Source organism: Methylobacterium sp. 17Sr1-1 (genome assembly GCF_003173775.1).
Lineage (GTDB): Bacteria > Pseudomonadota > Alphaproteobacteria > Rhizobiales > Beijerinckiaceae > Methylobacterium.
In genome coordinates, this window is record NZ_CP029552.1 from 138,738 (window position 1) to 156,652 (window position 17,915).

Annotated in this window: 16 protein-coding genes; 11 read left to right on the top strand and 5 right to left on the bottom strand. The window is 72.6% G+C overall.

Annotation, left to right across the window (positions count from 1 at the left end):
- Window positions 1–3 precede the first annotated feature (3 nt).
- From DK412_RS00625 to DK412_RS00650, 5 genes are all read left to right on the top strand, one after another.
- Entirely contained in the window at window positions 4–993 is a 990-nt protein-coding gene (locus tag DK412_RS00625; RefSeq protein ID WP_280953968.1) for an NAD(P)-dependent oxidoreductase, read from the top strand.
- Between the two features lie 14 nt (window positions 994–1,007).
- Window positions 1,008–2,537 (top strand): aldehyde dehydrogenase family protein, encoded by a 1,530-nt coding sequence (locus tag DK412_RS00630; RefSeq protein WP_109970357.1) that lies wholly within the window; start codon window positions 1,008–1,010, stop codon window positions 2,535–2,537.
- Window positions 2,538–2,600: 63 nt separating this feature from the next.
- Window positions 2,601–3,974: a DUF3100 domain-containing protein gene (locus tag DK412_RS00635; protein ID WP_109970358.1), complete on the top strand. Its 1,374-nt coding sequence runs from the start codon at window positions 2,601–2,603 to the stop codon at window positions 3,972–3,974.
- A gap of 434 nt (window positions 3,975–4,408) precedes the next feature.
- Window positions 4,409–4,918, top strand: coding sequence for a hypothetical protein (locus tag DK412_RS00645; protein ID WP_245447366.1), 510 nt, complete (start codon window positions 4,409–4,411; stop codon window positions 4,916–4,918).
- 31 nt (window positions 4,919–4,949) lie between these two features.
- Entirely contained in the window at window positions 4,950–5,159 is a 210-nt protein-coding gene (locus DK412_RS00650; protein ID WP_109970361.1) for a hypothetical protein, read from the top strand.
- 210 nt (window positions 5,160–5,369) lie between these two features.
- Here the strand turns inward: DK412_RS00650 and DK412_RS00655 are convergent, their stop codons facing one another.
- On the bottom strand, window positions 5,370–5,564 hold the full coding sequence (locus DK412_RS00655) for a KGG domain-containing protein (RefSeq protein WP_048429096.1): 195 nt from the start codon (window positions 5,562–5,564) through the stop codon (window positions 5,370–5,372).
- A gap of 303 nt (window positions 5,565–5,867) precedes the next feature.
- Between DK412_RS00655 and DK412_RS00660 the strand changes: the two genes are divergently transcribed.
- The 4 genes from DK412_RS00660 to DK412_RS00675 all read left to right on the top strand — a co-directional run bounded on the left by DK412_RS00660 (window position 5,868) and on the right by DK412_RS00675 (window position 10,467).
- Window positions 5,868–6,086: a hypothetical protein gene (locus DK412_RS00660; protein WP_109970362.1), complete on the top strand. Its 219-nt coding sequence runs from the start codon at window positions 5,868–5,870 to the stop codon at window positions 6,084–6,086.
- Between the two features lie 106 nt (window positions 6,087–6,192).
- Window positions 6,193–9,195 carry an ABC transporter ATP-binding protein/permease gene (locus DK412_RS00665; protein WP_109970363.1) on the top strand — a complete coding sequence of 1,001 codons (3,003 nt, stop codon included), beginning with the start codon at window positions 6,193–6,195 and terminating at the stop codon, window positions 9,193–9,195.
- Window positions 9,192–9,638: a Crp/Fnr family transcriptional regulator gene (locus DK412_RS00670; RefSeq protein ID WP_093569017.1), complete on the top strand. Its 447-nt coding sequence runs from the start codon at window positions 9,192–9,194 to the stop codon at window positions 9,636–9,638. Before DK412_RS00665 ends, DK412_RS00670 begins: the two co-directional genes overlap by 4 nt.
- Window positions 9,639–9,705: 67 nt before the next feature.
- Window positions 9,706–10,467, top strand: coding sequence for an SDR family oxidoreductase (locus DK412_RS00675; RefSeq protein ID WP_109970364.1), 762 nt, complete (start codon window positions 9,706–9,708; stop codon window positions 10,465–10,467).
- Between the two features lie 106 nt (window positions 10,468–10,573).
- Here DK412_RS00675 and DK412_RS00680 read toward each other — a convergent pair whose 3' ends face one another.
- The 4 genes from DK412_RS00680 to DK412_RS00695 all read right to left on the bottom strand — a co-directional run bounded on the left by DK412_RS00680 (window position 10,574) and on the right by DK412_RS00695 (window position 14,892).
- Window positions 10,574–11,017, bottom strand: coding sequence for a VOC family protein (locus tag DK412_RS00680; protein WP_109970365.1), 444 nt, complete (start codon window positions 11,015–11,017; stop codon window positions 10,574–10,576).
- A gap of 196 nt (window positions 11,018–11,213) precedes the next feature.
- Window positions 11,214–12,446: a TadE/TadG family type IV pilus assembly protein gene (locus DK412_RS00685; protein WP_162596064.1), complete on the bottom strand. Its 1,233-nt coding sequence runs from the start codon at window positions 12,444–12,446 to the stop codon at window positions 11,214–11,216.
- Between the two features lie 249 nt (window positions 12,447–12,695).
- Complete coding sequence (locus tag DK412_RS00690; protein ID WP_109970367.1) at window positions 12,696–13,691, bottom strand: fumarylacetoacetate hydrolase family protein; 996 nt, start codon at window positions 13,689–13,691, stop codon at window positions 12,696–12,698.
- Between the two features lie 139 nt (window positions 13,692–13,830).
- Window positions 13,831–14,892 carry a putative zinc-binding peptidase gene (locus DK412_RS00695; protein ID WP_109970368.1) on the bottom strand — a complete coding sequence of 354 codons (1,062 nt, stop codon included), beginning with the start codon at window positions 14,890–14,892 and terminating at the stop codon, window positions 13,831–13,833.
- A gap of 226 nt (window positions 14,893–15,118) precedes the next feature.
- Here DK412_RS00695 and DK412_RS00700 point away from each other — a divergent pair, with 226 nt between their 5' ends.
- A complete protein-coding gene (locus DK412_RS00700) occupies window positions 15,119–16,123 on the top strand; it encodes an ABC transporter substrate-binding protein (RefSeq protein WP_162596065.1) in 1,005 nt (334 codons plus the stop codon).
- A gap of 161 nt (window positions 16,124–16,284) precedes the next feature.
- Window positions 16,285–17,835 carry an acetolactate synthase large subunit gene (locus tag DK412_RS00705; RefSeq protein ID WP_109970370.1) on the top strand — a complete coding sequence of 517 codons (1,551 nt, stop codon included), beginning with the start codon at window positions 16,285–16,287 and terminating at the stop codon, window positions 17,833–17,835.
- The last annotated feature ends 80 nt before the right edge of the window (window positions 17,836–17,915 follow it).

Genomic DNA, 17,915 nt, shown 5'->3' on the forward strand with positions numbered 1-17,915 from the left:
GCGTTGCCGGCAAGGCAACGCAAAATACCGGCCAGCGTCGTTCCGCTCAACGCCGGCCTGCCCCAGTCTCCCGTTCCCAGAAGGCGCCGCGGCTCGGATCCGGGCGTCGCTTCCGGGAGACAGTCGGACATGCGGACGATCGGCGTCATCGGCTTGGGCAATATGGGCCGGGGCATGGCCCTCTCGCTGCGGCGGCGGGGCTTCGACGTGGTGGGCTACGACCCGGCGCCCGCCGCCCGCGCAGCCTGCGCCGCGGACGGCATCGAGATCGCGGACGGAAACGCCGCGCTCTGGCGGGCCTGCGGCGCGGTGGTGCTGTCGCTGCCGACGCCCGAGGTGGTGGAGGCCGTGCTGCTCGGGCCCGACGGGCCGCTCCACGGCGCCCAGCCCGGCCTCCTGATCGTCGACACCTCGACCTCGGACCCGGCGGTCACCCGGCGCATCGCGGCGGCGCTCACGCCCGCCGGCATCGACCTCATCGACGCGCCGGTGAGCGGCGGGCCGAAGGGCGCGCACGCCGCGACGCTGACCATGGTGATCGGCGGCAGCGAGCGGGCGGTGGCCCGGGCCGAGCCGGTGCTCGCCGCCATGAGCGCGACGCGGGTCCATGTCGGCGATGTCGGCGCGGGCCACGTCACCAAGCTCGCCAACAACCTGCTCTGCGCCGCCCACCTCATCACCGCGGCGGAAGCCGTGCGGATGGCGAAAGAAGCCGGGGTCGATCCCGAGCGCCTGCTCGCCGGGATCAATGCGGGCTCCGGCCGCAGCGGCGTGACCCAGGTGAACTTCCCGACCTGGGTGCTCACCGGCGCCTTCGATTCCGGCTTCACCATGAAGCTGATGCGCAAGGACCTGCGCCTCGCCGCGGGGGTGATCGCCGGGCTCGGCCTCGACCTGCCGCTCTCGGGCGAGGCCGTCCGCCTGTGGCGCGACAGCACCGGGATCCCGGACGACGCCGACTTCAACGCCATCGTCAAGCTCCAGCTGAACTGATCGGGAGACGCGTCATGACCGAGACCCGCCCGCAGGCGCTCGCCGCCCTCCTGCGCCCGTTCTTTCCCGAGGCCGCCACCATGGGATCCTGGGTGGACGGCCGCCTCGTCCCCGGCACCGGCGAGCCGGTGCGCCTCGTCGATCCCGCCACCGGCCTCACCCTCGCCGAGTATCCGGATGCGGGCGCCTCCGTGGTGGCCGAGGCCGCGACGGCTGCGAAGGCCGGCCAGGCCCGCTGGGCCGCGCTCACCGGTGCCGCCCGCGGCCGGGTGATGCAGGAGATCGCGCGAGCGATCCGCGCCGAGATCGAGCCGCTCGCCCGCCTCGAGGCGCTGAATGCCGGCAAGCCGATCCGCGATTGCCGCGTCGAGGCGACCAAGGTCGCCGAGATGTTCGAGTACTATGCCGGCTGGGCCGACAAGCTGCACGGCGAGGTGATCCCGGTTCCGACCAGCCACCTCAACTACACGCGGCGCGAGCCGATCGGCGTCGTCCTGCAGATCACGCCCTGGAACGCCCCGGTCTTCACCTGTGGCTGGCAGCTCGCCCCGGCCCTCGCCGCCGGCAACGCGGTGCTGCTCAAGCCCTCGGAGCTCACCCCCCTGACCTCGCTCGCCGTGGCGGCGGTCGCGGAGCGGGCCGGGCTGCCTCCGGGCGTCGTCAACGTGCTCGCCGGCTACGGCCACACCACCGGTCAGGCGGCGCTCGCGGAGCGTGCGGTGGCGAAGGTGGTGTTCGTCGGCTCGCCGGCCACCGGCGCGAAGATCGCGGAGGCGGCCGCCCGTCACCTCAAGCCCTGCGTGCTCGAACTCGGCGGCAAGTCGGCCAACATCGTCTTCGCCGATGCCGACCTGGAGCGGGCCTGCCTGGGCGCGCAAGCCGCGATCTTCGCCGGCGCCGGCCAGTCCTGCGTCGCCGGCTCGCGGCTCCTCGTCGAGCGCCCGGTCTACGACCGCTTCGTCGCGATGCTGACGGAGGGCGCGAACCGCATCCGCGTCGGCGATCCCCTCGACCCGCAGACCGAGGTCGGGCCGATCAACAACGCCACCCAGTACCGCCACGTGCTGGCGATGATCCGCGGCGGCCTCGAGCAGGGCGCCGCCCTCGCCGCCGGCAGCGACGGCACGGCGCAGGAGGGCGGCTACTACGTGCGTCCGACGATCCTGGCGCAGGCCGACAACACGATGGACTGCGCCCGCACCGAGATCTTCGGGCCGGTGGTGACGGTGATCCCGTTCGACACGGAAGGCGAGGCGGTCGCGATCGCCAACGATTCCGAGTTCGGTCTCGCCGGCGCGGTCTGGACCCGCGACGTCGGCCGCGCCCACCGGGTCGCGGCCTTGGTGCGGGCCGGCACCTTCTGGATCAACGCCTACAAGACCATCCACGTCGCCTCGCCCTTTGGCGGCTCGGGGCGCAGCGGCTACGGGCGTTCCAGCGGCGTCGAGGCCCTGCACGAATACACCCAGGTCAAGAGCGTCTGGGTCGAGACGGCGGCCGCCCCCGCCGCCTCGTTCGGCTACGCCCCCGGCGTCGGCGCCTGACACCTCCTCCGGTCCGGGAGGCGGCCCCTCCCGGACCGCCCCCGCACCGGAGAATAGTTTTCGATGACGAGCGCCACCCTGGCGACCGGCAATCCCGCCGTCGCGCCCGTATCCCACCCCGTGCCGCAAGCCGGCCGCACCGGCTTCCTGATCCTGTTCGGCCTCGCCCTCGCGGTGGTGACCCTGGCCGAGGCGATCGGCAACGTCGCCATCCCGCTGGGGCACGGCAAGATCATCCTCCTGCCCCTGCTCTGGGCGCTCCTGATGGGCGGGGGCCTCGGCCTCGCCGCGCCGCGCCTGCCACAGGCCCTGCGGCTGCCGGTGTCGCTCCAGCACGCGGCGGGTGCGATCCTGCAGCCCGCCCTGCTGCTCTTCGTCGCCAAGCTCGGCCTCCTCGTCGGCGGCTCGCTGCCGAAGATCCTGGGTGCCGGCTGGGCCCTCGCCTTCCAGGAATTCGGCCACTTCTTCGGCACGATGGTGTTCGGCCTGCCCGTGGCGCTCCTGCTCGGGCTCAAGCGCGAGGCGATCGGCGCCACCTTCTCGGTCGGGCGCGAGCCGAGCCTCGCCATCATCGGCGAGCGCTACGGCATGGATTCGCCGGAAGGCCGCGGCGTGCTCGCCGAGTACCTGACCGGCACGGTGTTCGGGGCGGTGTTCATCGCGGTGCTGGCCGGGCTGATCGCGAGCCTCGGCATCTTCAATCCCCTGGCCCTCGCCATGGGCGCCGGCGTCGGGTCCGGCAGCATGATGGCGGCCGCCGCCGGCGCCATCGCGGCGCAGCAGACGCCCGAGATGGCGAAGGAGGTCGCCACCTTCGCGGCGGCGAGCAACCTGATCACCACCACCATCGGCACCTACTTCACCCTGTTCCTGTCGCTGCCCTTCACGGTCTGGGCCTACGGCGTGCTGGAGCCGGTCCTCGGCCGGGGCCGCGGCCGGACGGAGACCGTGCCCGAGCCGGCCGCGGCGGTCGCGGCGCATGCCGCCCCGGCCTTCGGCCTGCCGGCCCTGGTCCTGATCTGGCTCGCCACCGCGGCGTTCGGGCTTGTCGGCAACTGGCTGACCTACGGCACCCGGCCGGACGGGCAGGTGCTGATCGGGGCCGCGATCATCGTCGGCGCGGTGGTCGTGGGCGAGGCGCTCTATCGCCTCGCCGGGCGGAAGCTGCCGGCGGTGGTGTGGGTCTCGCTCATCGGCATGGCGCTCACCTATCCGGGCACGCCGTTCGCCGCCGAGATCGCGGCGGCGACGGGCCGGATCAACTTCCTGGCGCTCGCCACCCCGATCCTCGCCTTCGCGGGCCTGTCGCTGGCCAAGGATTTCCCGGCCTTCCGGCGCCTCGGCTGGCGCATCGTGGTGGTGTCGTTCATGGCCAATGCCGGCACCTTCCTCGGCGCGGCCCTGATCGCCCAGTTCTGGATGCACCCGCCGCTGTGACGCGGGCACGGGCCGGGCGCGGTTGCGTCAGCGACCGGATGCGGCGCGCGAACTTCCGCTAGACTTGGCGGTTATCGAACTCACGGCCCCAATACGAAAGAACGGGCCGGATCAGGATCCGGCCCGTTGGAAGAGTTTCCGGCCAATGCACAAGGGGAATGCGGGGAGGACCAGGTGGCCGGGTTGCAACATCAACCGGAATCCTCGCCGATTGGTTCCATGGAGCCGGACGCTGCGATCCTTTTTCGTTGCCTGTGGCGGAATTGCCGCGCTTTATCGCCAAGCCTGCCGCGCGCCGGTCGGTTAACAGGGGGTTGACGGGACCCCTCGCATTCGCGCCATGAACTGTCCCGTGCCGGCACCGTCGCGGGAACTACTTGCCGAGGACCCGCGTTAAGGAAGCATTCTCAAGCTTCGCCGCGAGGGCCTCGCGTATGCTCCGCCCGCACTTCTTCCTCGGCATTACGGTCCCGGCCGCGTTCCTCGCCCTGGTCGGGCAGCCGCTGATCGAGCACTCCGTCGGAGCGCTCGCCCGCCCGGCCGTCGAGCAGGCGGCGATCAAGGGCGACCGTCTCGCGCCGGTCCGGCCGGCCGCGAAGGCGCAGGTCCCGGTGGCGGTCGAGATCACCGGGCTGGGCGCCGCCAAGGTCACCCTGCGCAATGCCGCCGGGGACGTCGTCTACCAGGCCGATTCCACCCGCAACACGACGCTGGTCGCCCGCGACACCGCGATCCCCCACGTGACGGTCCGCGAGCGCGCCGGCTCCCCGGTGGCGCAGCGCGATCCGGCCCCCGCGGGCCAGGCCGTGCGGCGAATGCCGGAGGGCTGCGAGGGCGCGATCAGCGGGCTCGCCGGCCACGAGGCCCGCCGGCTGCTGCCGAGCCGCTGCCTGGCGGATGCCGGCGACGTCGTGCCGGCCGGCCTCTCCCACGCGACGCTCTGACGACCCTCTCCGACGCCGACGGACCTGCACCATGATCGATCTGCGCGAATTCGAGGTCCCCTCGCCTCAGCCGCCGACCCCGGAGCGGGTCCATCGCGACGGCACCCACGTCGAGCCCGATGCCGACCGGCTCGCCAGCCTGCTCGCCGGCGTCACGGCCGTGCGGCCGGTCGACGACGTGGTCTGTCTCCAGCTGGCGCGGCGCAACCTCGTGGTCACGGCGCGACCGCTGGCCGCCTGACCCCGCGAACGACGAAGCACCCCGGGCGCGATGGCGCCCGGGGTGCTTCGTCGTGTCCGGTTGCGACGGTGACGGCCCATGCTGATGCGCCGGAGGCGAGATGGTCTCCCTCCGGCGCATGAGCGTGGGTCTCAACGTGTCCGCGGAACCTCAGGGCCCGCGGCCCGGTACGGCCGGGCGTTCCTCCGCCGGCTCGGCGCCGGCACCGCCTCACTCGTCGGTGGCGCGGCCGCTGCCCGAGGCCTGGCCGCCCTTGCGACCGGCGGACGAGGCCAATTCGCGATCCTGCGAGAAGGACCGCTTCTCGGCCGGCACGGAGCGGCCGCCCTTGCTGGCGATCTCGCGCTGGCGCTCCAGATCCATGGACGCGAAGCCGCGCTTCGAGGTCGAATTTCCGGTAGCCATGATTTGCCTCCTTGGCCGTGTTCTCAGTTCGGACAACCTTCAGCGCAAATGATGGTTCCTGCCACGCATGCGGGCCGGCGGAGAGATGGTCCCGATTCGGGGCAGTACAGGCAAGCCCTCCGGGGCACCGCCCGCCCCCGGATGCCGCCGGTGACTTGCGCTAACACCGCCCGCCCCGGGCGAAACCTGCCGGCAGGCGTCGCCGTGGGGCGGAACCGGGCGGGTGGGCCGGCGTTCGCCCCGGACTCCGCGGTGGAGCGGCCTGCGGCCGCCCGCCGCATCGCAACGCTCCCGGAGCAGCCGATGACCAACAAGACCATGGTGAGCCCCGAGGCCGCCGCCCATCCCGAGACCGCGCCCGCGCCCAACCGCGCCGCCCCGCCGCCGATGCCGGCCGAGGAGGGCAGCCCGCACCCGACCACGACCGAGGAGCCGGGCGACTCGCCCCAGCCCAACCGCCAGTTCGGCGACGAGCCGATCGGCGGCCTGACCACCCGCAAGGAATACACCCGGCGGGACTGATCCGGATTAGGTTGACCCGCACTGACGCAGCCGCAGTTTCCAGTCCCGCTCCGGCCCTCTACACAGGCAGGCGGGATCCGGGCGGGATCCGGGACGGCGGACCGGCATGAGCGGCGGGGCGGAAGCGGCGGAGCGGACGGGCGGCGGCATCGCTCCGGCGGCGGGCGGAGCCCCGGCGCGCGGGGACCGCGCCGCCGGGCGGGACCAGGCGCAGGATCGGGCGCAGGATCAGATCGCCGCCGCCCGGTCCGGCAACGACCCGGAAGCCGGCGACGCCTCCGGCGGCCTCGACCGCAGCCTGTTCCGCTACATCTGGCGCCACTCGAAGCGCGACCAGATCCTGATCTGCGCCGTCGTGCTGGCCTCGCTGCCGCTCTACTTCGCCTCCCTCGACCTGCCGCGGCGCATCGTCAACGAGGCGATCCAGGGCCACGCCTTCGAGAAGGGCAACGAGACCGCCAAGTTCCTGGTGCTGCGCCTGCAGATGCCGGACTGGTTCGGCCACGACATCGCGCTGTTCTCCGGCTTCGACGTCGACCGGTTCGAGCTGCTGTTCGGGCTCTCGTCGATGTTCCTGCTGCTGGTGCTGATCAACGGCGCCTTCAAGTACTGGATCAACGTGGCGAAGGGGGCGCTCGGCGAGCGCATGCTGCGGCGCCTGCGGTTCCAGCTGTTCTCGCTGATCATGCGCTTCTCGCCCGACGCGCTGCGCCACACCAAGGCCTCCGAGGTCGCGACGATCATCCGCGACGAGGTCGAGCCGATCGGCGGATTCATCGGCGACGCCTACATCCTGCCGGCCTTCCTCGGCACCCAGGCCGCCACCGCGATGGCGTTCATCCTGCTCCAGAACGTCTGGCTCGGGCTGCTCGCCGCCGGCGTCGTCGGGGTGCAGTTCGTGGTGATCCCCCGCCTGCGGCGCGAATTGCTGCGCCTCGGGCGCCAGCGCCAGCTCGCCTCGCGCCGCCTCGCCGGCCGGGTCGGCGAGGTGGTGGACGGCATCGCGGCGGTGCATTCCAACGGGGCCGAGGCCTGGGAGCGGGCCGAGATCGGCCACCGCCTCGGCGGCCTGTTCGACCTGCGCCTGCGCATCTACCGGCGCAAGTTCATGGTCAAGTTCCTGAACAACCTGCTCGCGCAGATGACGCCGTTCCTGTTCTACTGCATCGGCGGCTACTTCGCGCTCAAAGGCCAGCTCAGCATCGGCCAGCTCGTGGCGGTGATCGCCGCCTACCGCGACCTGCCGCCGCCCCTGAAGGAGCTGATCGACTGGGACCAGCAGCGCCTCGACGTGCAGGTGAAGTACGAGCAGGTGCTGCAGCAATTCCTGCCCGAGCGGCTGCTCGGGCTCGACGCGCCGGGGCGCGACGACTCGCTCTGCGGCCGGCTCGCCGCCGAGGGCGTCGGCGTCCAGGAGCCGCACGGACCGGTGCTCGCCAACGTCTCCCTCTCGCTGCCGCTTCCGGCGCTCGTCGGCATCGTCAGCGACGGCGGTCCGGCCGCCTCGACCTTCGCGCGGGTGCTGGCGCGGCGCACGGTGCCGACCTCCGGGCGGATCACCCTCGAGGACCACGACCTCGCGGAATGGTCCGGCGCGGCGCTCACCCGGCGCATCGCCTATGCGGGGGTCGACCCGATCCTTTTTCCGGGATCCTTGCGCGACAACATCGTCTACGGCCTCAACCGCCGGCCGCCCGAGGGCGCCGCCGCCGACGCGAAGGTGCTCGCCGAGGCCCGCCGCACCGGCAACCCGGTCGAGCCGTTCCCGGCCGACTGGATCGACTACGCCCAGGCCGGCGTCGCGGACGCCGCCGCCCTCGACGCCCTGATCCTCGACTGGCTCACCCGCATCGGCATGGGCGAGGAGGTCTACCGCTTCGGCCTCCTCGGCCAAGTCGATCCCGAGCGCCATCCGGACCTCGCCGCCCGGCTGATCGAGGCGCGGATCGCCTTCCGCGAGCGCCTGGCGGCGGAGGGGCACGCGAACCTCGTCGAGCCGTTCGACCCCGCCCGCTACAACCGGCAGGCGACGGTGGCCGAGAACCTGCTGTTCGGCGTGCCGACCACCACGGCGCTGACCGGGCGGGCGCTCGCCGAGCACGCGGTGGTGCGCCTCGTCCTCGACCGCACCGGGCTCGCGGACGACCTCGTCACCATGGGCGAGCGGATCGCCGCCACGATGCTGGAGATCTTCCGCGGCCTGCCGAGCGGGCACCCGCTGTTCGAGCAGTTCTCGTTCCTCTCCGCCGACGAGCTGCCGGAATTCGAGGCGATCCTCGCGCGCCGCACCGCCACCGAGGCCTCCGCCGAGCGGCACGGCGGCGGCACGCTCAATCGGATCCGGCGGCGCTGGATCGGGCTCGGCCGCTACGGCTCGGCCGACGCGACCCGGCTCATCGCCCTGCCGCTCGCCTATATCGAGCCCCGCCACCGCCTCGGCCTGATCGACGACGCGTTTCGCGACCGGCTGGTCGCGGCGCGGGCCGAGCTGCGCGCCGCCCTCGACGAGGCCGGGATGGGGGGCGTCGACTTCTACGACCCCGACCAGGTCTGCGCCGCCGCGCCGTTGCGCGACAACCTGCTGTTCGGCCGCATCAACCAGTCAGTCGCCGACGCCGTCGAGACCGTGACGGCGACCGGCACCGCCCTGGTGCAGGAGATGCAGCTCGCCCCCGCCATCACCCGGGTCGGGCTCGACCACCAGGTCGGCCCCGAGGGGCGCTTCCTGTCGAGCGTGCAGCGGGCGGTGGTGAGCCTGGTGCGGGCGCTGATCCGCCGGCCGGACCTGCTCGTCCTCGACGGCGCCCTGTCGCCGATGGGCGAGAACCGCGCCCGCACGGTGCTGGGCCTGCTGCTGGAGCGGTACGGGCGCGAGAACAGCCTCGTGGTGGTGCTGCCGAACGACCGCGTCGCCGACCGGTTCGCCCTGGTGCTGCGGGCCGCCGGCACGCAGATCCAAGGGCCGGAGAGGCCCGGCCCTGGTGCGGCGTCCCCCGAAGAGGCGCCGGCGGGGGCTGGCGTTGCGGCGCCGGCTGCGGCAGTCTCCGCACGCGCCGAGGACGAGACGGGGCCGGAACCGGCGCGCGTCGAGCAGGATGTGAAGGCATGACGCTTGAGACCGAGGTGCAGTCGCTGCGCCAAGTGCCGATGTTCCGCGAGGTGGATCCGGCCCGCCTGAAGCTGCTCGCCTTCACCAGCGAGCGGGTGCACTTCGCCGACGGGCAGCGCTTCTTCGACCGGGGCGACGCGGCGGATGCGGCCTACCTGATCCTGGAGGGCGAGGCGGCCGTCACGCTCGACGGGCCGCAGGGGCCGATCCGCCTGGCGCTGCTCGGCGCCAACGCCCTCGTCGGCGAGATGGGCATCCTGGCCGACCAGCCGCGCTCCGCCACCGTGACCGCGGTGGTGCCGACGACGGCGCTCCGCATCGATCGGCGGGTCTTCCTCGAGCTCCTGAGCCAGTTCCCGCAGATCGCCATCGCGGTGATGCGCGAACTCGCCCACCGCCTCGAGATGACCAACCAGCAGCTCGCCCAGACGCGGACCGGCTGAGACACGAGACCGACGCGGCGTGCCCATGAACGAGGCATGCCCGGCCCAATCGATTCGGGGAAGCGCCATGGATCTCGCCGCCGGCCTGAAGGGCCGCCACGTCCTCGTCACCGGCGCCTCGAGCGGCCTCGGCGACCATTTCGCCCGGCTCTGCGCCGGGTGCGGCGCCAGCGTCACCGTGGCGGCGCGGCGCAAGGAGAAGCTCGACGCCCTGGTGGGGAGCCTGGAAGCTGCCGGCGCGCCGGAGGCCCGGGCGGTCGCCCTCGACGTCGCCGACCCGGATTCGGTGACGGCCGCCTTCGCGGCCCTGCACGCCCTGCCCGACGTGGTGGTCAACAATGCCGGCATCGCCGAGGGCGGCGCGGCGATCGACGTCGACATCGCGACCTTCGACCGGGTGATCGACACCAACCTGCGCGGGGTCTGGGCGGTGTCGACCACGGCGGCCCGGGCCTGGCGCGATGCCGGGCGCGGCGGCAACATCGTCAACGTCGCGTCGATCCTCGGGCTCCGGGTCTCCGGGGGCGTCGGTCCCTACACGGTGTCGAAGGCCGGCGTGGTGCAGATGACCCAGGCGCTCGGCCTCGAATGGGCCCGCTACGGCATCCGGGTCAACGCCCTGGCGCCGGGCTATATCGGCACCGACATCAACCGCGACTTCTTCGACACGCCGTCCGGTCAGGCGATGCTGAAGCGCATCCCGATGCGCCGCCTCGGCCGGCCGGAGGATCTCGACGGCGCCTTCCTGCTGCTCGCCGGCGACGCCTCCGGCTGGATGACCGGGGCGACGCTGCCGGTCGATGGCGGACACCTCGTCTCGGGGCTGTAAAAGCATTTTCCGACGAAGTGGATACCGGTTCGTCGCAGGAAATGCGGCAAAACCGAAGAAGAGATCATCGCACGATCACATTGTGATTGGGCGATGATCCAGGGTGTCAGGCGGCCGGATAGGTGATGAACTCCATGAGCGACCCGTCCGGATCCCGGAAATAGACGCTGATCCCCTCGCCGACCGCGCCGTGGCGCGGCACCGGGCCGAGCTCGACCGGCACGCTGTGGCTCTCGAGATGGACGATTGCCTCCTCGATCGGACCGTGCCAGCGGAAGCAGAGATCGCTGTTGCCGGGCATCACCGGGACCTGGGCCCGCGGCTCGCCGATCTGGCCCGGCCCGTGGCAGTTCAGCTGCACGCCGCCGAAGCGGTAGGCGTAGCCGCGCCCGACCGGGATGACCTCGGCACCGAGGACATCCCGGTAGAAGGCGGTGGAGCGCTCCCAGTTTGAGACGTGAATCACGCAATGGTCGAGGTGAATCGCCGGACGGACGACCGTCTCGGGCACCTCCGGCACGAGTTCGGGGAGGATCTCGGTCTCCGGCATCGTCGGTGGTCCGTGTGCGGTCGCGGGCTGAGCGGATGTCGCAGGGGCGGTCGTCGGTTTCGCGACGAGCCTCTGCGACGAAACGGAACCTGGGCGGACGCGGCGCCGGCCTGCCGACGGGCCGTCCGCCCGGAGACAAATTCGGGTCGCGCGCCGGAGGTTCCGCTCCGGCAGCGACCGACGCGGCGTCGGGCCGTCACTGCGACAGGCGGACCGGCCGGTCCTTCTGCGGGCCGACCCCGGCCGGCACCGGCACGCTGGAGGCGGCGTAGCCCGCGTTGATCACCAGGTTGGCGCTCCCCAGGGTGCGGATCGTGCGCGCCACCACCACCGTCCAGGGCGACTGGTCGGCGATCCGGTTGTTGGCGCCGCTCACCGTGAGGCTCGCATTCGGCAGGTAGATCGTGCCGACGAGCTTGCGGGCGTTGCTGGTCGAGATCTCGACGTCGCCGAGATAGCTGCGGTCCGTGATCAGCACGAAGCCCGCATAGGGTCCGCTCTTGCGGCCTTCGAGCTGCAGCACGGCGCTGCCGGTGACCTGCGCGGTCACCAGCCCCTTGAGGATGACCACGACGTCGCTGCCGGTGATCGTGGCGTTGCCGCCGACGCTGAGGCCCGGGCCGACGAAGTAGTGGTCGCCCGGCGCCAGCACGATGGTGGCGTCGCCCAGCAGCGCGATGGCGCCGCAATGCACGCCGGGCTCGAGGCGGAACGTGCCGGAGCCGAGGCTGAGCGAGAGCGAGTCGCACAGGAGCGACGGCGCGTCGAGCCGCATCGCCGCGAACGGATCGGCCATCGGCGGCGCGTCGGTCACCGGCGCCGGCCGGATCGGGCCGGCGGCGCTGCCGACGGCGCGCGCCTCGCCGGCCGACAGAACGGTGCCCGGGCCGGCGGTCAGGTTGGCGTTGCTCTGGACGAGGCAGTCGCTCGCGGTGATCGCGGAGCTGGCCTGGAGCGCGATGCTGTCCTGCCCGTCATCGAGCGGGCCGCCCCCACGCGTGCCGAGCACGCAGAGGGGTTTTCGGGCGGTGCGGATCGCCGTCGCGGTGGCGGCGATGGTCCAGCCGCCCGGCGGCAGCAGGTTGCCGAAGAACGAGGCGCGGTTGGCGCTCTGGCGCACCGTCACGGTGCGCGACGCGGCCTCGACCGTGGCGGTCGTGGCGACCGCCCAGCGCAGGCGCAGGGACTCGGCCATCGCGTCGGCGTAGAGGCGCGTGCGCTCCGTCGTGGCGGCCGACTGGTCGACGCCGAACTCGCCCGCGCCCTGGATCGCCGCCGCGTCGACGTTGCGCTGGAGCTTCGCCTTCGCCTGCATCACCTCGGCGAGCTCGGCGACGCCGACCGCCCCCATCGCCAGGATCGGCAGCAGCACGCCGAACAGCACGCCGACCGCGCCGCTCCGGCAGCACCGGAAGCGGGCGAGTCGCAAGCCGAGATCCGGGCGCGGACGCATCGTCGAGGCGGAGCATCATCCAGGTTGTGTTTGGATCAACTTCTATTGAAAGTTGTTTTCCGTGACACAAGCAGCCAACACCGCCCGGTTCTGCGCGACGATTCCGAAAAAAGTCCTAATGTCTTCGTGCGGTTGCACGCGAACGCGACGCCTTTCACTTGCCGGTTGCATCGCCCCTGCTGCAACCGGCGCGGCAATCCGGCGCCGCGCCGGTCGTGCCTTACGTCAGGCGACGTCGTGCTCGATCGCCCCGAAGATCGAGTGCCCGCCGGCATCCTTCATCTCGACCCGCAGGCGGTCGCCGGCCGCGAGGTAGGGCGTGCGGACCCAGCCGCCGGTCAGGGCCTCGGCGGCGCGGGCCTCGGCCAGGCAGGCATAGCCGGCCCCGCCCTCGGCGGCGGCGCGGCCGGGGCCGCCGTCGATGCCGCGGTTCGAGACCGGGCCGGCGCTGACGAGGGTGCCGGCGCCGAGCGGCCGGCGCCGCGCCGCCTCCGCCACCAGGGCGACGAGGCTGCGCCCGAGATCGGCCCCGGCCTCGGGGCAGCCGAGGGCCTTGCCGTTGCGGCTGACCAGCAGCGGCCGGTGCAGGCTGCCGTCCCGCCAGGCGTCCCCGAGCTCGTCGGGAGTCACCACCACCGGCGCGAGGCTGGCGGCGAGCGCCGGCGCCTCCGCCCCGTCGAGGTCGAGCCCGTCCGGCCGCAGCCGGTCGTGGCGGATCACCTCCGCCACCAGCGTCACCAGCCGGACCGCCTCCGCGGCTGCCGCCGCGTCGGCGCCGCGGGGAAGGTCGCCGGTGATCACCGCGAGGCCCGCCGAGAGGTCGAGGGAGGCGGCCGGATCGTCGAGGCTCAGCGGGTCGCGGGGCCCGAGGAACCCGTCGGAGGCGGCAGGCGCCAAGGCCCCCGCCTCGCCGGCCGGCGCCTCGGCGCCCGCGGCCTGGCGCAGCAGCGCTTGGTAGCCCGGCCAGGCGGCGGCGTGCCGGCGGGCATAGGCCCGCGGCAGGGGGGCGGCGCAATCGTGCTCGTGGAAGCGGAACGAGGGCACCGAGCCGTGTTCGAGCTGCTCGGCGAGGGCACCGAGCGCGGGGGCGAACCGCTCCCAGTCGTCGAGGGCCTGCTGCAGGGTCGGCACCACGATGAAGGCGTCGGTGGCGCGGGTCAGGTCGCGCGAGACCACGACGAGGCGGCCGTCGCGGCCGTGCTTGAGGCTGGCGAGCTTCATTCGGCGTCCCTCCTGTCGCCCGCTGGCGCGGGCGGATCGGCCCGATTCGTCGGGCACGTTGCCCCATCATGGACCGCCCCGGCCGTGGACGCTACGGCCGGGGCGAGGATCGGCGCGCCCTTACGTCAGATCGTTCCCATCAGATCGTTCCATGGACGAGACCGTGGATGAAGCCGAGCTTGGCGATCACCGGCGGGGCCAGCACGAAGGGGTAGAGGTCGCCCTGGCCCATCGCCCGGTTGACGCTGTTGAGGGCGAAGACGAAGGGCAGCCAGGCCGCCACGATCTGCTCGATGCTCTGCGCCTCGTAGGGGTCGAAGTCGATCCGCGCGGCGAGCTCGCCGCCGGCATCGAGCAGCGGGTGGACCTGCATGCCGAAGGCGCTCGCCATCTCCAGCGTGTCGACGATGTGCAGGTAATGCGCCCAGGTCTCGGCGAAATCCTCCCACGGATGGGTGGTGGCGTAGGCCGAGACGAAGTTCTCCTGCCAGTTCGCCGGCGTGCCCTGCTCGTAGTGCCGCTGGAGCGCCGCGTTGTAATCCTGCGAATCGTCGCCGAACACCGCCCGGCAGGCCTCCAGCCGGCCGGCATCGCGCACCAGGAGGTCCCAGTAATGGTGCCCGACCTCGTGGCGGAAGTGCCCGAGCAGCGTCCGGTACGGCTCACCCATCTGGCGCCGGCGCTTCTCGCGCTCGGCGTCGTCGGCCTCGACGAGGGCGATGGTGATGACGCCGTTGTCGTGGCCGGTCATCACCTTCGGGCCCTGGTTCTCCGGCGGGTCGGCCAGGAAGTGGAAGATCAGCCCGTGCTCGGGATCCTCGCCCCGTGTCTTGAGCGGCAGGTTCCAGCGCAGCAGGCTGTAGAACAGCCGGTGCTTGGCGAATTCCATCTCGCGCCACTTGGCGAGGTATTCCGGGTTCGAGACGTCCGGGATCGTGCCGTTGTGGCGGCAGGCGAGGCAGAACGCGTCGCCCGAGCCGGGCGGCACCAGCCAGTTGCAGGCATCGTGCACCGCGTTGGCGCAGAACCGGCTCGGCCGGTCGCGGGCGGCCAGCGGCGTCCAGTCCTCGCCTCCGGCGGGCTCGATCGCCGACAGCGCGCGGGTCTCCGGCAGATAGGCCAGGCGATGGCCGCAGCGCTGGCAGCTCCGGTTCTCGAAATACAGGATGTTGCCGCAGGACTGGCACTGGAACAGCTTCATCGGGATCTCCACCGGGCGCTCAAGCGCCCGCCGCACGGTGCAACGAACGTGCTAGGACGGCGGGGGTTGCGACCGGCGTTTCCCATGACCGATTCGCGGCCCGGCCGGGAGCCGATCGCCGCGCGATCTCGAGAATCGCGAGCCTCCGGCGGATCGTTGCCGCCCGATGCCGTTGATCTCGGGCCGCGCGATCGCCGAGAGTATGGAGGAAGACAAGGGAGCCGTCATGACCCCGACCCGTCGCGCGCTTCTGTCGGGCGCGCTCGCGCTCGCCGCCCCCGCGGTCCGCCGGGCGCAGGCCGAGACCTCCGAGGTGCTGATCGCGCAGCAGTTCGGCCTGCTCTACCTGCAGCAGGACGTGATGGAGCGCCTGGACCTGATCGAGAAGCACGCCGCCCGGCTCGGCCTGCCCAGCCTCAAGGCACGGTTCGTGCGCCTCGGCGGCACCGGCCCGGTCACCGACGCGCTGCTCGCCGGCAAGCTCCATTTCGGCAGCGGCGGCGCGCCCGGCGCGATGCTGCTCTGGGACCGCTCGCGCGGGGCGATCAAGTCGTGTTTCGCCATGAACGCGACGGACCAGAAGCTCCTGACCGTTCGGCCGGACCTGCGCCGCATCGAGGACCTGAAACCCACCGACCGGATCGCGCTTCCGGCGGTCAAGACCGCGCCGCAGGCGATCTGGCTGCAGATGGCGGCGGCCGCGGCGTTCGGCCCGGCCGAGTGGAACCGCTTCGATTCCCTCACCGTGGGGCGCGCGCATCCCGACAGCATGGCGGCAATGCTCGCGCGGACCGAGATCGACTGCCACTGGTCGACGAGCCCGTTCCAGGAACGGGCGCTGGCCGACCCCGCGGTGCGCGAGGTGACGAGCAGCTTCCGGGTCATGGGTCTGCCCTCGGTCACCCCCAACACGATCTACGGCAACGCCGCCTTCCGCGAGGCGAACCCGATCGCCTGGAAGGCCTGCCTCGCCGCCTTCCAGGAGGCGACGGACTTCATCAACAAGGAGCCGGCCCAGGCGGTCGAGATCTATCTCAAGAACTCGGGCGACAAGGACAGCGCGCAGAACGTGCTCGCCGCGATGCGCAGTCCGGGCAACGCGTTCACGCTGCAGCCGCGCGGGCTGATGAAGGTCGCGAGCTTCATGGCCGAGACCGGCGTGCTGAAGCGCCGGCCGGCGAGCCTGGGCGACCTGTTCTTTCCCGAGGCGCTGGATCTCGGCGGGAGCTGAAGCCCGGCGGTGGGGCCGCCGTCCCGCCCCGATCGGCAGGACCGCCGCGGCGCCCATCACCCATGCCTCCCAGGCCCTCACGGCCGAGCCGGAAATCCCCTATCACCGTACCGCAACCGCGAACCGGGCCGACCAGAGGCCCGCCGGATGAGGAGACGCCGATGGCGATGAACGGGGCCGAGAGCCTGGTGCGCACCCTGGTGGCGGGGGGCGTGGAGGTGTGCTTCACCAATCCGGGCACCTCGGAGATGCACTTCGTCGCCGCCCTCGACCGGGTCGAGGGGATGCGGGCGGTCTTGTGCCTGTTCGAGGGCGGCGCCACCGGCGCGGCCGACGGCTACGCCCGCATGGCCGACAAGCCGGCCTCGACGCTGCTGCATCTCGGGCCCGGCCTCGGCAACGGCATCGCCAACCTGCACAACGCGCGCCGCGCCCGCTCTCCGCTCGTCAACATCGTGGGCGAGCACGCCACCTATCACCGCGCCTTCGACGCGCCGCTGACCTCCGACATCGAGGGGCTGGCCGGCCCAGTCTCCGCCTGGGTTCGCACCGGCATGAGCGCCAAGGCGGTGGCGGCGGACGGGGCCGACGCGATCGTCGCCGCCCGCACGGCGCCCGGCGGCGTCGCGACGCTGATCCTGCCCGCCGACACCGCCTGGGAGGAGGGCTCCGGCATCGCTCCCCTCCCCCCGCTCCCCGAGCGCCCGCGGGCGAGCGACGAGGCGATCGCCCACGCGGTCGCGGCGCTCCGCAGCGGCGAGCCGGTGCTGCTGCATCTCGGCGACCAGGCCGTGCGCGGCGAGGGACGGCGCATCGCCGCCCGCATCGCCGAGAAGACCGGCGCGAAGCTGCTCGCGATGACGTCGAACGCCCGCATCGACCGCGGCGCCGGCACGGTACCGATCGAGCGCCTGCCCTATCCGGTCGATCCGGCCCGCGAGGTGCTGGCGCCCTACAAGCACGTGATCCTCGTCGGCGCGACGCTGCCGGTGGCGTTCTTCGCCTATCCGGGCAAGCCGAGCGCGCTCGCCGCCCCGACCTGCGACGTCTTCGCCCTCGCGACGCCGGAGCAGGACCAGATCGACGCACTCGCGCGCCTCGCCGAGGCGGTCGGCGCACCGGCCGAGGCGCCCCTGCCGCCCCTCTCCCGGCCCGACCTGCCGACCGCCGGCGCCCTCGACCAGGATTCGATCGCCCGGGTGCTCGGCGCGCTGATCCCCGAGGGCGCGATCGTCTGCGACGAATCGGTGACGACGGGGCGCGCCTTCTTTCCCGCCACCCACGCGGCCGCGCCCCATACCTGGCTCCAGCTCACCGGCGGCTCGATCGGGCTCGGCATCCCGATGGCGACCGGCGCCGCGGTGGCCTGTCCGGACCGCAAGGTGATCTCGCTCCAGGCCGACGGCAGCGCCCTCTACACCGCCCAGGCGCTGTGGACCCAGGCGCGCGAGCGCCTCGACGTGGTGACGCTGATCTGGGCCAACCGCTCCTACGCGATCCTGCGTCACGAATTGACCAATGTCGGCGCCAATCCGGGCCGCAAGGCGATCGACATGCTGACCCTCGATGATCCGCCGATCGACTGGGTGAGCCTGTCGAAGGGCTACGGCGTCGAGGCGCGCCGGGTCGAGACCCTCGCGGACTTCGTCGACACGCTGAAGGGCGCGCTCGGCCGGCGGGGGCCGTTCCTGGTCGAGGTGGCACTGGGATAGGTCGTCGGCCGGCGGCCCGGAGGCGGATCCGCCGGATTACCGGGCGCGATCGATGGTCCATGGCCGCGCCCGGCGGCACC